Origin of the sequence: Diplocloster agilis, assembly GCF_019042275.1 — a bacterium.
Classification (GTDB): Bacteria; Bacillota; Clostridia; order Lachnospirales; family Lachnospiraceae; genus Diplocloster; species Diplocloster agilis.
Genome location: NZ_JAHQCW010000049.1, coordinates 28,188 through 42,458 on the forward strand (window position 1 = coordinate 28,188; position 14,271 = coordinate 42,458).

Below are 14,271 nucleotides of genomic sequence, written 5' to 3' on the forward strand. Positions count from 1 at the left end.
CAGAATTAAAACCTTCTTATTGTGTATTCCGCTTGTAAATCAACACTTAATTTTCTAAGATTTTTCTGACATTCTCTGCGGTGATATTGCATTTTTCTGCTATCATCTCGGCAGTTTCTCCCTGTTCGTGCAAACGAAATATTTTCTTAGCCAGATCTATTCCTTTTTCCATTCCCCTTTCCATACCTTTTTCGATCCCATCCTCCATCAACATCTGTCCCAGCCTGGTCATTGCGATTACCTCCTTAATATCCTGCAATTCCATCTCATCCAGCAGCTTATCCGCCAGTGCGTACAAGACGGCTTGCATTTTTCTCAGTTCTTCTTCCTCAATTTTGATCACCGGTTCATTCAGAATTCCCAGCGCCTGTCTGATTCTGTCTTTTGACCGCATTGTTCCGCCCATCAAAGGGCTGAGCAGCATCGGCAGCAGATCCTCTTTTTTCAGTATCTCGCTGATACTGATTTTTTTCTGAATATCGGCAAAAATCTGATCGGCATCCGCGTCTTTTAGACGTATTACCTTTATCCGGTACGTATTCAGACCTTCCGTAAATTCAGATCGTATTTTCTTTACATCCGCAGTGCAGATCACACAGGTAACCACCGGTACCTGATACCTTCTGCTTGTCGCCGCTTCATACTCCCGGAAACGCTTAAGATCAGCGAGCCGGATGGGGTCGCTTTCGAACTCCAGATGAAGCCAGCTTCTGTCCTCCAGTTCATAATTGAAATCCTGATACATCTGCCTGGCCTCTAACTGGACCAGTTCGGTCGGAGCAATATACTGAACCTGCTGTCGAATACCCAGATACTGAAGCAGTTCCGCTCCGAAATACTGGGCTGCCGTTTTCATTACCATATCTTCCAGATGGTAATTGCCGGGAGGCTGCCCCTGTTTGTGGTTTTCTTCCATATAGCTATTCCTTTCCAAAGCTATAAGAAGAACAAATCTCTACTCGCTACGCCGCCAGGAAACCGCGCAAGCCAGAAATCCAGAATATTTTCGTACGCCGTTTCTATTATAGCTGTAAGCACTCAGCGGGACATTTTAGCTGCTTATGTGCGATGCATAAAAATAGTCAGAGAGATTTTTCAAATGCTACTATTTTTATTATAATATGTAATCGTACACGGTACAACAGTTTAGCTTTTGTTTTATGGTTATGATTTTAATTTATATTCTTTGAGATTTACGCCTGATTCAGGCTGACATATGATTTGAATAAATATGAATATTACATGGTTTGGCGGTGTTACTTTATCAGAGACAGTTCTATCTTTTTCCGCTGTAGCTGTACGATAGTACCTTCCATCCACTCTTCTCTGAATATTGTCAAAGAGCAAAACGGATCTCAAATTTTGAGAGGTACCTGGGTATATTATATCAATAAATAACCCATGAAACAACTCTATTTTCCAGCACTTATTTCAAGCCTTATTTCCAGCACTTTATTTTCTGTCACAGCCTCTTCTTCCAAGGACAGCCTGTTTCCCGAATACAAAACCAGATGCTGCAGATCAGAAACTAGGATTTGATTAAGGACAGTTAGCGGCAGCTCCGGCAGATGCAGCTCCAAATTCGAATTCTCCCCTTCCGCATCTGCCCGCTCTGCTTTCTATTCCAATACCCTTGCAAGCTCCGCCCTTATTTTCATCAAGATCCGGCCCAAATGATTCTCCCCCTGCCCGGTCCGGCTATCCACTCCCCAGCAGGTATCCCCCCAGGTGTTCCCTTCGGCCAGCGGCGTCTCACCGGTTGCCAACAGCCTTTTTCCCAAATCCGGGTTTTGGATAAACTTCGCCCGGACGATCTCTTCCATGAATCCCACTTTCAATTCTTCCCAGTCATCCCGAAGCTCCACCTGTCTTCCCAGCTTCTTCGCCATATTGGGAGGAAGTCCGCAAAATTCACTTTTTTCCTCATCTGTACGGCATTTCTGCGCCTGAAAAGCTGCCTCTGCATTTTGGTAAATCAGTCCCTGGTATTCAACCCGCGCCGGATAAAAGTTACTCAGGAAATCATGCTCCTCCCGGAATCTATTGATACAAGCCTCTTTAACCATTCCATTTTTCTTCATAATCTCCCAAACATCCTTTGTCACCATCTTCTCCGCCAGCGTACCGCCGCGGCGCAGATCATCCCGGACAGCCGTGGAACTGATGTAGTCCAGTTCCTCCGGCGCTGTAAATATAAGAAAGGCCTCCCGGTGTTCCGCCAGAAAGGGCTGTTCTTCCAATAGCTGCTCCGGCAGCTCCCCATTTCGCTTTGTCACAAGAATCGTAAAATGTTCCACAAACTCCCTGATCCGATGCCATCTGGGAATGATATGCAATTTATCACTGCCTGCCACGAAGTATATCCGGCTTCCGGGATGTTTTTCCTGAATCCTGACGAGAGTCTCATAGGTAAATCCCCGCTCGGTCCGGTGCATCTCGCTGCCGTCAACGCTTAATCTGCCGTCCTCATTGCACATGGCCTTCAGCATCTCAAGCCGAAGCTCATCCGGCAGGGCCTCCTGTGCGCAGCCGCTTTTCTTCAACTTGCGTTTTACATACCAGCAGGGTGTCGGTACAAAGATTCCGCCGTCCGCCTGCACCGCGTCCATTGCTGCCTGCAATAACTTCCTATGTGCGATAGTGGGCGGTGAGAAGGAACCTCCCAGAACGACGATCCGCCGCACATCATTTTCTGCATTCATATTGTCGCCTCCTTTTGCAATTGATGAAATCAATATAACATCTCAGGCGGCAAAGCGCGTATGATTTTCATTTTTCTCCGGTGAAATGGCACTTTTCGCAGACGCGGACTCTATTCTACGCGGCCGGTATCTTTTTACGGAAACCGCCTCTTTTATATATGATGAACAGATACGCAGGTATCAAAAACAGATCCGCCGCCATCCAGGCGATCTGATCCGTCCAGCACACTCCCAGGAACATCATTTGGGGAATAAAAAACAGACTCATAGCAGTCCTGGCGACCATCTCGGACACACCGGAAAAGATGGCGGATTTTCCATATCCCATCCCCTGAATAGCAGAACGTAATACCCATAATACTCCCAGCATGATATAAAACATGCTGCTGATATTCAGGAACATCTGCACATTATCCAGCACTTCCGTCTCCGTCCCGTCCACGAACAGCATCGCGATATACCGCCCGCCCAGATGCAAAACGATAGCTGCCGCCACCGCATAGATACACTGGATCAGAATCGCAGACCGCACTCCCTCCCGAATCCGGTCCAGCCTTCCGGCTCCCAGGTTCTGACCGACATAAGTGGCCATGGCCGTGCCCACAGCCTCGAAGACCGACAGGAACAGATATTTGATTTTCAGCGCCGCCGTATAGGACGCCACGCTGACCTCTCCTAAATGGTTCACAGCGCTTTGCAGCATGATGCTGCCGATCGCGGTGATGGAAGTCTGAAGTCCCATGGGCAATCCCAGATTCAACAGCTTGAGCATATGCCGTTTGGTTGGTCTGCGCTCCTCGCTGTCCGCTTTCAGTTCCGGGAATTTCCGGACGATACACCGGATACACAGCCCTCCAGATACCGCCTGGGATGTAATCGTGGCGATGGCCGCCCCCATAACGCCCCAGTTAAATACCGTGATAAACAATAAATCCAGGACAATATTGATCACCGCCGCGGCCGTCAAAAAGAGAAACGGGCTTTTCGAGTCTCCCAGCGCTCTTAAAATACTGGCCAGAAGATTATAGAGTATGGTAAATGGAATCCCAAGAAAAATCACAAACAGATAATCCCATGCGCCCTGCAGGATCGATTCCGGCGTGCGGATCAGAATCAGAATATCCCGGCAGAATACTGCGGTCACCACCGTTATGACCACGGCAAAAATACCGGACAGATAAAAGCTGTTAAACGCGAATTTCCGCATCTGGGAATATTTTCCGGCTCCGAGGCTCTGGGCCACCGGAATCGCAAAACCGGTACACATGCCGGTACAAAAACCAATGATCAGGAATATAAGCGAAGAGCTGGCCCCCACTGAAGACAGGGCCCGGATACCCAGATAACGGCCCACGATCATAGCGTCCGCCATATTGTACAGCTGCTGGAACAGGCTGCCGCATAGGATTGGCAGGGTGAACCTCAAAATCAGCCGGTACGGTGTACCGACTGTCATATCTTGCGTCATTGACTTCGCCATTGTTATTCCTCCATTTTACGTGGTTTTGCGGACCACCAGGGTCGGCTTCAGAATCTTCTCCACGTATTCTTTATTTTTCCCTTCAATATAATCCACCAGCACCTGTACGCCCAGTTTCGCCATATCCGTGGTAAACCGGTTGATGGTTGAGAGTGGTTTTTCAATCAAATCGCTGATATAGGTGTTGTCATATCCCATGACCGCACAGTCTTTTGGGACCCGGATCCCCTCTTCCCGCAGCGCCGCCATAGCGCCAAGCGCCACCGTGTCGCTCATGCAGCACAGTGCCGTAAACGGCTGCCCCTGGCGGACAAGCTCTCTGGTCTTTTGATAGCCGAACCGGTGCTGGTATTCGCCGAAGCAGACCAGTTCCGGCTGTACCGTCAGGCCATGCTCCCGCATCGCCTGCTGATATCCCTGATATCTGCGTTTCGAGGTAAAGGTTCCCTCTTTTCCGCAGAGAAAGCCGATCTTCTCATGACCCCGCCCGATCAGATGACTGACCGCCAGATATACGCCATATGTATTGTCATTCCCGATATCTCCCACATGCCAGCTGCATTCCTCCAGATACTGGTCTATGGTAACAATCGGAATACCCAGACGGTCGATCTGCTCTAACTCCGGACTGACTCCGCTGCTGGCCAGCAGTATCCCGTCCACGCCCCTTCGGGCCAGGAACTCCATATAGCCTTTTACTTTTTCACTCTCATCATCGGAGTTACACAAAAGCAGGGTATATCCCTTTTCCTGGGCCTGGTCGTCACAGGCCCGATACAGCTCCGGGAAATAGGGATTTACTATATCCGGAAGGATCAGTCCCAGCATCCGCGACTGGTTTGTCACCAGGGATCTGGCAAAGGAATTGGGCGTATACCCCTGCTCTTTTACGATCCTCAATACCTTTTCCCTGGTCGCTTCACTGATGAATCCCTCTTTATTATTCAAAATCCTGGATACCGTCGTGATCGACACCCCGGCCATTTTTGCAATATCTTTTATCGTTACCGCCATGCTGGAACCTCTCCTGACTATATCAAATAATCTGATCCCATTCTATCACAATGAAAGGATTTTATCATCAGTTTTTGTTTTTTTCCTCCACACGCCGGATTTCCCCTGTGCATACCGGACTGCCCAATTTTCCAGCCGGATAAACAGAAAATTCAAAAGCATGGCAAGACCGGAAACCATCAGGATTCCCCAAATCAGTTTGGGCATATGATAGGTCCGCATCCCTTCGAACAGTATATTGCCTAGCCCGCCCGCATGGATCAGTCCGGCCATGGTAGCGATCCCTGTGGTACTCACGGTAACGATCCGGATACCGGAAATCAGATATGGCAGCATCACAGGCAGGTAGACCAGGCGCATGCTCTGTATCCCGTTCAGGCCGATTCCCCTGGCCGCTTCATAGATGTTAGCCGGCACCGCATTTTCCGCTGCCTGAATACTGCGCAGCAGTAAAAACAGATTATAAATGGTCATTCCCACCACCGCGGTTCCTTTCCCAAGCCCTAAGACCGGCACCAGAAATGCAAACAAAGCGATACTGGGAATACAGTATGCCACCAGCAAAAGCAGCAGCATAGCCTTCTGAAGAAGCGGAAAATGTCCAAGAACCATGTAAACCACGCCGGCCAGCAGGACGGAAATCAGCAGTGTGATGCCCACCAGTTCCAGATGTTCCGCCAGCGCGCCTAATAATTTATCATAATTTTTTAACGTATAGCTGATCATACCCTGCCACCTGCCTGACTTCGCCCCTGATTCTCAATACCATCAACCGCCTGAATCAGATCCCCGTGCTGAAAGCTGCCCATATATTTTCCTTCCCGGTACACGGAAACGGTCTTCTGTCCCTGAAGCATGCAGTCCAGAACCGTCTCCATCGGCATCTCCCATTCCACGGAGCTGCCTTTGTCTTCCTGTCCTTCCCGCAGCAGATCGGCAAAATCACTCACCTTAAAATAACTCAGCTTTTTCAACGCCGTGTCCGCATGGAACAATTCCCGGATGGCATCGCCGGCCGGATGCAGGATCAGCCGGCGGGGTTCGTCAAACTGGCAGATCTCACCGTCATTTAAAACCATCACCCTATCACCCAGATCGATTGCCTCCTGCCGGTCATGGGTGACGAATAATATGGTTTTCCCAAAGGTAAGATGGAGCTGCTTTATTTCCTGCTGAAGTTCCTTTCTGGTCACCGCGTCCAATGCCCCGAAGGGTTCATCCATCAGCAGGATATCAGGATCCGTGCTAAGGGCTCTGGCGATCCCCACTCTCTGCTGCTGCCCGCCGGAGAGCTGCCAGGGATGCCTGTTCTTAAATTCAATGGCCGTCGGAAGCTTCATCATGGACAACAGTTCATCCACCCGGCCATTGATGGCTTTTTTGTCCCATTTTAATACTTTCGGCAGCACTGCGATATTCTCCGCCACCGTCATATGCGGAAACAGGCCTGCCTGCTGAATCACATATCCCATATTCTTGCGAAGCTGTTCGGGCTTTCCCTGTGCAATCTCTTTGCCCTTAAATAAGATCCGGCCGCCGTCAGGACTGATCAGACGGTTCACCAGCTTCAGGAGCGTCGTTTTCCCGGAGCCGGAATTACCAAGAATCGTGATAAATTCCCCTTTTACGATCCGGAAGCTGATATTTCTTAATATTTGTCTGTTCAGCCCCGGATATCCCGCTTCCACGTTTTGAAATTCCAGTATGATATCCTGCACCCTATCCCCTCCGTCCGTTCAGATTTTCCTGAAAAAATTCTGCCGCCACATCCTCCGGTTCTTCTTTCTCCAGGTCTACTTTCGCATTCAACTGCTGCATGGTTTCCGTATCCAGTGCGGCCGACACCCGATTTAACGTCTCCTCTATCTGCGGATGCTTCTCCAGGGAATCCTGCCGGATAACCGGCACGATGTTGTAAGAAGGCCAGGCCGCCTTGTCGTCCTCGAGCAGCACAAAATCAGGATCGGTAAGCTGTCCGTCCGTGGTAAATGCAACCGCCAGATCCGCTTTATCATTTTTCAGCAGCTCATATTTGATAGCATTGTCATAGTATTCCACCGAGCGGAAAGTAAATTCTCCGTAAGTCCCGGTCAGAGCCGGCATGCCGTCCGCATTTTCCTCGAACGCTCCCTGTGACGCAAACCGTATGAGAGAGGCGTTTTTCTGCAGATCGGAAATTGTCTGTATTCCGTACTGTTTTGCGATACTCCGCGTCATGACCAGCCCCTGGGAATTATTCGCCGTGGAAGCGTCCAACAAAGTCATATGGTAATCCGCTTCGTACACTGACTTCACATGCGCATACAGTTCTTCCGGATCTTTCATAGGTTCTTCCTTCAGGACGTTGAGAAGGCAGGTGCCCGTATATTCCGGATAGAGATCCAGATCCCCTTTTTGCATCGCCTCCTGGGTGACATTGGTGCCTCCCAGATTGAATTTTCTCTCCACCTCGAATCCCGCCTGTTCCAGGGCCAGCGCATAGAGCTCTGCCACAATAAAGGATTCCGTAAAATCCTTGGAACCGATTTTTACCGTATTTTCGGAAGTTTTCCCTTTACAGCCGGCAAGCCCGGTTAACATGACCAGAATGATTAATAAGCTGAGTATCCGTTTTTTCATCCTTACCTCCAGTCCTGCGGCATCTCTAACGCCGCCCTGTATACTTATATTCAAGCGACCGCTGCATCCATCCGAACAGAATCTCACCGCACAATGCCATAGCCGTGATCAGAATGCCTCCGATCACCACCAGCCGGTAGTCATTGATCGTAAGTCCCGTCATTACATATCTTCCCAGTCCTCCGGCTCCCATCAAAGAGGCTACCGTGGCGATGGTCACCGCGTCCACGATGGCCGTGCGGATTCCTAACAATAGAAACGGTTTTGCCATGGGCAGCTGTACCCGGAAGAGAATCTGCTGTCTGGACAGCCCGATCCCCGCCGCGCTTTCCATCGTATCTGCTGCGATATTCTTAATCCCCGCGTAGAGATTCACCAATATGGAAGGGACCGTCACCAGAGTCAGCGTACACAGGGCCGGCAGAAAACCCACGCCCAGGACCGGCATCGCAACCACCAAAATGGCGACGCCGGGAATCAATCTGAAAAAACTGATCCGGTTGATTACCTTATCCATATCGGCATCTTTCATAACGGCCAGAATACAGATTCCCAGTGAAATTCCGAATCCGATCAGCACCGCCAGGCCGGACAGGGTGATATGCTCTACGGCCGCCTGCAGAATCTCTTCTTTATGGCCGGTCAGGTATAAAACAATCTCCTCCATCTCATCACTCCCTTTCATACGGTTTTTGCGCCTGTTTTCTCCGCATGTTCTTTCGTTTTGCAAACGTGATACATCTCTTTCATTTTACCCGGCAAAGAAAAATCATTCAATAAATTCTAATCATTAATCACTTGACAAATAAAAATCCATCGACTAATATAAAGTTACGCAAACGTTTTACGTATATCATTTTACATCAATCGTTTTACTTTTTCAAGAACTATTTGTCAAATCTAATTGATTAAAGGAGGTATCTGCATTGCAACGAATCCCTATCATCATTGACGTCGATACCGGAACGGATGATGCGATCTGCATCACGGCGGCGCTGCTGCACCAGGACCAGCTTGATATCAAAGCCTTTACCAGCGTCTGTGGAAATGTAACTCTTGACAAGACCAGCCAGAACACGCGCAATGTGGTGAGCTACCTGGGTTCTGACCTTCCGGTGGCAAAAGGAGCCGAAAAGCCGCTGGAACATGAATTGACCGTCGCAAAAAGCCATGGCAATACCGGGCTTGGCGATGTAGTCCTGCCCGCATCTCCCCACGGGTTTCTGGAAGAACCGGCCTGGGAAGTGATCTACCGTCATGCTTTGTCAGAAAAAGGCCAACTGCAGCTTCTGGCCGTAGGACCGCTGACGAACCTGGCCATGGCGATTACCAGGCATCCCGACATCGTTCCCCTGATCCGCAAGATTACCATTATGGGCGGCGGCATATGGGGCGGAAACATGACTATGACCAGTGAGTTTAATATTTACAACGATCCCGATGCGGCTAAAATCGTCTTTGACTCCGGAATCGAGATGACCATGATCGGCCTGGATGTCACCCTGAAGCCCAAACTTCCCGACTGGGTGGTAGATGAAGCCGCCGCTGTGAAGACTCCTTATGGGGATCTGGTTTCCCGCATCTTCGACTTCATGAAACGGCGGAAAATCGAGATCGGAGGGGATGAACCGAATCTTCACGATGTGATCGCACTGGCCAGTATCGTTCGGCCGGATCTGATCACAACCAAAGATTTCTACATGACGGTGGAGACCGAAGGGACTGTCACACGGGGGATGACGATCGCCGATTTCCACTGTGTGGAGGAGAAGGCTCCGAATGTACACGCAGCGGTGGATATAGATATCGAAGGCTTCTGGCGCTGGTTCGTGGATATGTTAAAAAGCAGTTCCCGTTAAACTATACCGGATACCGGTAACATTCCGTAACAATTTACACTGATCACGCCTGTGTTTGAAAAGAGAAGGAGGATTTTTACTTATGGGAGAAAAAAGTAGTTCATTGTTGTCTAAAAAATGGTTGATCCTGTTTATCATCTGTGTCGGCGGCGGTATCGTATACATATTACCTTATATCCAATATTCTTTTTACGATGATCTGCAGGCCGCATTTGGAATCAGCAACCTGCAGATGGGAAATCTGATGACGGTTCTGGGTATCGTAAGCTCCATCGCTTATCTCTTCGGCGGACTGCTGGCCGATAAGTTCAATGTGCGCTGGCTGATCTCCATATCCCTGGCCGTTACCGGAGCCGCCGGCATTTGGTTCGCCACGTTCCCCTCCTACCCGCAGCTGATGGCCATCATGCTGATCTACGGCTTCTCAACCGTATTCACTTACTGGCCTGCCATGATCAAGGCAGTCAAACTGCTGGGCTCCGATGACGAGCAGGGCCGGATGTTCGGATTCCGGGAGGCCGGCTTCGGGCTGTTTGCATTCGTTTACAGTCAGCTGGGCACCTGGCTGATCTACAAGGCTTCCCCCGACATCACCGGTGTGCGCAATATCATCATCTACTATTCCATTATCTACTTCGCAGCCGCCGTTCTCTCCTTCCTGTTCATCCCCAATTCTTCTGCTTCCCAGAAGAAAGAGAAGGTCAGCTTCAGCGATCTGATGCACGGCCTTGCATATGTCTGCAAGATGCCGGCGATCTGGATGGTAGGTCTGATGGTTTTCTGCGCCTACTGCGTCAGCGGCGCAGGCCTTGGAAAGCTGGTGCCCTACTGGACCTCCGTCATGGGTGTGGATACAGGAGTCGCTGCCTCCTTATCCAGCGTCCGGCTCTATCTGCTGCCATTCCTGGCCGCCGCTCTTGCCGGAGTGTTGGTGGACCGGTTAAAATCCGCCACTAAGTTCCTGACCAGGGCCTTTATTCTGCTGATCGTGGCTATGGCCGCCTTCACGATCACCCCGGCCGGGAATAACATGGCGGTGGTGTCCATCATCATCGGCTTCGCCGCTTCGTTTGTGATCTATATGATGCGCGGTACTTACTTTGTGCCGATGACGGAGCTGGATATTCCCGACGAATATATCGGTACAGCCGCCGGAATCGTCAGCTTCATCGGTTTCCTTCCGGACGCGTTCATGTTCACCGTATTCGGTAAAATGATGGGCGATAATCCCGGCGCTGCCGAGTATAAAGCGATCTTCTGGGTGTGCGTGGCGTTAGCGGCAGCAGGTCTGCTGCTGAATTACGGGACACAGGTCCTGATCCGGAAGACGAAAAAAGCTAGATAGAAATCAGCATAATGGAATTCCCGGAACCAAATCCGGGGACATAATTTCTGTAACACGGGAAACGCGGCAGGAAAAACGAAAAATGAAAAACGGGACAGGAAAGAGAAACTTTTATTTCATTGTCCGGCGCAATCTCGTCCTTCGGACTCAGATCGTGTGCCGGACATGAAGGTTCTCCCTCCTGTCCCGTTTGTTATTTCCAGCTTTTCCCTCCGCGTTTCCCTTGTACAGAATCTCCGCGCCGAAAGATGCTTTTTGTGGTTATAACCGCTTATAGATATTAGATTATTTATGATCATAGTTCGATTATTTATTATGATCATATCTCAGCTCAGGCAATATGTCATACATAACTTCCAGCGACCTTCGTGTATTTTCCATCCAGTCGAAGTTTCCCTTCTTGATACACCAGGTAATCTCGTATCCGGTGAAGAGATAAGCGGACGCCTCATAGAGCTGTTCCGCCGGGTTTGGATTCCGGATCTGGCCGGCTTCCTGGCCTTTTCGGATAACCGATATCGCGATGCGGGTCAGGTCCTCCCGCATGTCAAAGCTTCCGCGGTCTTCCTTCAGGTTGACGATGAAGAGCTGGCTGTAGAGATCCTGTCCATAGCGGACGGATTCCCGGATCAGGACTTCAAAGCACATCCACAGCTGTTCCCAGTAATTATCGGCTGCTATCAGGGATACCATCAGCTGCGTCAGATTCTCCGTGATAATATCGTAATTATTGATAATCAGGTCGTCCTTGGATTTCATATGATAATAAAATGTAGTTTTTGTAATCTCACAAGCATCGCAGATGTCCTGGATGGTTACCTGGTTGTAACCTTTTTCCTGGAAAAGCTGGTTGGCTTTTTCAATAATCATTTCTTTTGTTGCTGATTCTGCCATAATTTCCTCCGACGCCGCACACACTGCGGCATTTCTATTTCATACCAATTCTAAACATATTGACAGTATAGCAAAAATCATTCGTATCCACCAGAGAAATATATTGACAATAAAATAACGATATTTTATAATATTATTACCGCAGTAATATAAATATATAACTATAGTAATATTCAAGAAAGGTGGAGATCCTATGTCCAAATTGTTTGAAAAAACTCAGATCGGCTCCATGAAATTGAAAAACCGTATTGTGATGGGGCCTATGGGAACTACGGGGGAAGCCGACGGCGCTTATAACATCGATGCGATCAATTACTTTATGGAGCGCGCGAAGGGCGGAACCGGACTGATTATCACAGGAGCCAACGTAGTGTCTACGAAATATGAACCGCGGCCCTGTACGGAACTCAGTAATTTCCATCATGTGGAACGTCTGAACATGCTGATTGACCGCTGCCACCATTTTGGCGCTAAGGTATGTGTCCAGCTGTCGCCGGGACTAGGGCGTCAGCAGTTTACCGATCCCTTTACCCCTCCTTATTCCGCCGGTGACTGTCCTGCATTCTGGTTCCCTCAGTTGAAGTGCAAACCGTTTGCCGTGGAAGATATCCACTATCTGGCAGATAAAGTAGGATACTCCGCCTCCCTTGCGAAAATGTCCGGCGCGGATGCCGTGGAACTGCACGCCTACGGCGGGTATCTGCTGGATCAGTTCCAGTCTTCCAAGTGGAATACAAGAACGGACGAGTACGGCGGTTCCCTGGAGAACCGGATGCGTTTTACACTGGAATGTATACAGGCGATCCGCTCCAATGTGGGCCCTGATTTTCCGATCCTGGTAAAATTCACGCCGTATCACGGTGTCGAAGGCGGACGGGAACTGGACGAAGGACTGGAGATGGCGAAGATCCTGGAGAACGCCGGAATCGACGCGCTGCATGTGGATGTGGGCTGCTACGAGGCCTGGTACAAAGCGATCTCTACCGTATACGCACCGGAAGGACATCAGTTACACATTGTGGAAGCGGTAAAAAATACCGTGAGCCTCCCTGTTCTGGGTCAGGGAAAACTTTTTGATCCGGAAAAAGCGGAAGAAGTAATTGAAAACGGCATCGCCGATTATGTCGTTCTCGCTCATCAGATGCTGGCGGACCCCCACTGGGCCAATAAAGTAAAAGAAGGCGCAATCGAGGATATCACCCCCTGCGTGGGTTGTAACGAATGTCTGCTGGCAGGCTTCTCCGGCAAGCATTACTACTGCGCGGTAAACCCTCAGTGCTATGCGGAAAAAGAGTACGCTCTCCCGAAACCCGACGGCACTTCCAAAAAAGTCCTGGTAATCGGAGGAGGCCCCGGAGGAATGTCCGCCGCCATGACCGCTGCCAAAAGAGGATACGACGTGGAATTATGGGAAAAGACCGGAAGACTGGGCGGCAATTTGTGGGCAGCCGGAACTCCCACGTTCAAGCACGACGTACTGCGCCTGATCACCTATATGGAGAGACAGATCCATAAGCTGGGTGTGAACGTGCGGTTACTAAAGGAAGCAACCGCAGAAGAAGTGGCGGCCGGCCAATTTGACAAGGTCATTCTGGCAGCCGGATCCACGCCGGTTATGCCTCCGATCCCCGGTATCGAGTACGCCGCCTCAGCCAACGCCTATCTGACCGCGCAGAAAAAGCCCGGTAAGAAAGTGGTGGTCATAGGAGGAGGCTTAGTCGGGTGCGAAGCTGCCGCCTATATGAAAGAGACAGCGGATGAAGTGACGATTATCGAAATGCTGGATGACATTCTGGCAACCGCCGATCACTGTCTGAATAACGATCAGGCGCTGCGCGCCATGCTGGCCGAACGGAACATTCCCGCCATCTGCAGTGCAAAAGTGACCCGCATCACTCCTGATAGCGTTACATACATAAAAGACGGAAAAGAAGCGTCCATCGACTGCGATACCGTTATGATCGCGGCCGGTTACAGGGCGAACAACCAGCTCGAAGAAGCGTTGGAGGGATTCGTCAAGGATCTGACCGTAATCGGGGACGCAGAAGCGCCCAGAAAGATTTTAACTGCCGTTCATGAAGGCTATCATGCGATCAGAGTAATGGAGTAAGCTCCTGTTTCGTTGTTAGGGAAAGAACCTCTGGAAAGCGGAGAGTTCTTCCTCGGGTTTGGGTATGCCCGCTGTTTCAGGACAGGGAGATTGCCGGTGTCCGGGTCCGCGGGGATGCTTTCGGCGGCCGGGTTCTTTGGTGTCTCCCCGGGAGCGCGGAGGGCTTGCGCTGGCATACGCTAAGTGGAATCGAAAAGCCGGGTTCAGGAACCGAGCCTATTCACCAGGAACACGTGATGTGTTCCCGG

Annotated in this window: 13 protein-coding genes; 3 read left to right on the top strand and 10 right to left on the bottom strand. The window is 50.0% G+C overall.

Features of this window, described 5'->3' with window-relative positions; all coding sequences use genetic code 11:
* Nucleotides 1-46 precede the first annotated feature (46 nt).
* From KTH89_RS21385 to KTH89_RS21425, 9 genes are all read right to left on the bottom strand, one after another.
* The gene (locus KTH89_RS21385; RefSeq protein ID WP_238723026.1) at nt 47-916 is read right to left on the bottom strand and encodes a hypothetical protein; all 870 of its coding nucleotides are present in this window, start codon (nt 914-916) and stop codon (nt 47-49) included.
* 496 nt (nt 917-1,412) lie between these two features.
* Nucleotides 1,413-1,580: a hypothetical protein gene (locus KTH89_RS21390; RefSeq protein ID WP_238723027.1), complete on the bottom strand. Its 168-nt coding sequence runs from the start codon at nt 1,578-1,580 to the stop codon at nt 1,413-1,415.
* A 39-nt stretch (nt 1,581-1,619) separates the two neighbouring features.
* Entirely contained in the window at nt 1,620-2,702 is a 1,083-nt protein-coding gene (gene nadD / locus KTH89_RS21395) for a nicotinate (nicotinamide) nucleotide adenylyltransferase (RefSeq protein ID WP_238723028.1), read from the bottom strand.
* Nucleotides 2,703-2,817: 115 nt separating this feature from the next.
* The gene (locus KTH89_RS21400) at nt 2,818-4,182 is read right to left on the bottom strand and encodes an MATE family efflux transporter (protein WP_238723029.1); all 1,365 of its coding nucleotides are present in this window, start codon (nt 4,180-4,182) and stop codon (nt 2,818-2,820) included.
* Between the two features lie 15 nt (nt 4,183-4,197).
* Entirely contained in the window at nt 4,198-5,196 is a 999-nt protein-coding gene (locus KTH89_RS21405) for a LacI family DNA-binding transcriptional regulator (protein WP_158345992.1), read from the bottom strand.
* Between the two features lie 45 nt (nt 5,197-5,241).
* Nucleotides 5,242-5,922, bottom strand: coding sequence for an ABC transporter permease (locus tag KTH89_RS21410; protein ID WP_238723030.1), 681 nt, complete (start codon nt 5,920-5,922; stop codon nt 5,242-5,244).
* Nucleotides 5,919-6,914 (bottom strand): ATP-binding cassette domain-containing protein, encoded by a 996-nt coding sequence (locus tag KTH89_RS21415; RefSeq protein ID WP_238723031.1) that lies wholly within the window; start codon nt 6,912-6,914, stop codon nt 5,919-5,921. Before KTH89_RS21415 ends, KTH89_RS21410 begins: the two co-directional genes overlap by 4 nt.
* 1 nt (nt 6,915) lies before the next feature.
* Entirely contained in the window at nt 6,916-7,815 is a 900-nt protein-coding gene (locus KTH89_RS21420; RefSeq protein ID WP_238723032.1) for a glycine betaine ABC transporter substrate-binding protein, read from the bottom strand.
* A 25-nt stretch (nt 7,816-7,840) separates the two neighbouring features.
* The gene (locus KTH89_RS21425; protein ID WP_238723033.1) at nt 7,841-8,500 is read right to left on the bottom strand and encodes an ABC transporter permease; all 660 of its coding nucleotides are present in this window, start codon (nt 8,498-8,500) and stop codon (nt 7,841-7,843) included.
* 241 nt (nt 8,501-8,741) lie between these two features.
* Here KTH89_RS21425 and KTH89_RS21430 point away from each other — a divergent pair, with 241 nt between their 5' ends.
* Nucleotides 8,742-9,674 (top strand): nucleoside hydrolase, encoded by a 933-nt coding sequence (locus KTH89_RS21430; protein WP_238723034.1) that lies wholly within the window; start codon nt 8,742-8,744, stop codon nt 9,672-9,674.
* A gap of 82 nt (nt 9,675-9,756) precedes the next feature.
* A complete protein-coding gene (locus tag KTH89_RS21435; RefSeq protein ID WP_238723035.1) occupies nt 9,757-11,019 on the top strand; it encodes an MFS transporter in 1,263 nt (420 codons plus the stop codon).
* Nucleotides 11,020-11,325: 306 nt separating this feature from the next.
* On the opposite strand, the gene KTH89_RS21440 is transcribed toward KTH89_RS21435, so the two are convergent.
* Nucleotides 11,326-11,913: a TetR/AcrR family transcriptional regulator gene (locus tag KTH89_RS21440; RefSeq protein WP_158346005.1), complete on the bottom strand. Its 588-nt coding sequence runs from the start codon at nt 11,911-11,913 to the stop codon at nt 11,326-11,328.
* Nucleotides 11,914-12,106: 193 nt separating this feature from the next.
* On the opposite strand from KTH89_RS21440, the gene KTH89_RS21445 reads away from it, so the two are divergent.
* Nucleotides 12,107-14,023, top strand: a complete 1,917-nt coding sequence (locus KTH89_RS21445; RefSeq protein ID WP_238723036.1) for an NAD(P)/FAD-dependent oxidoreductase — start codon at nt 12,107-12,109, stop codon at nt 14,021-14,023.
* Nucleotides 14,024-14,271: the final 248 nt, after the last annotated feature.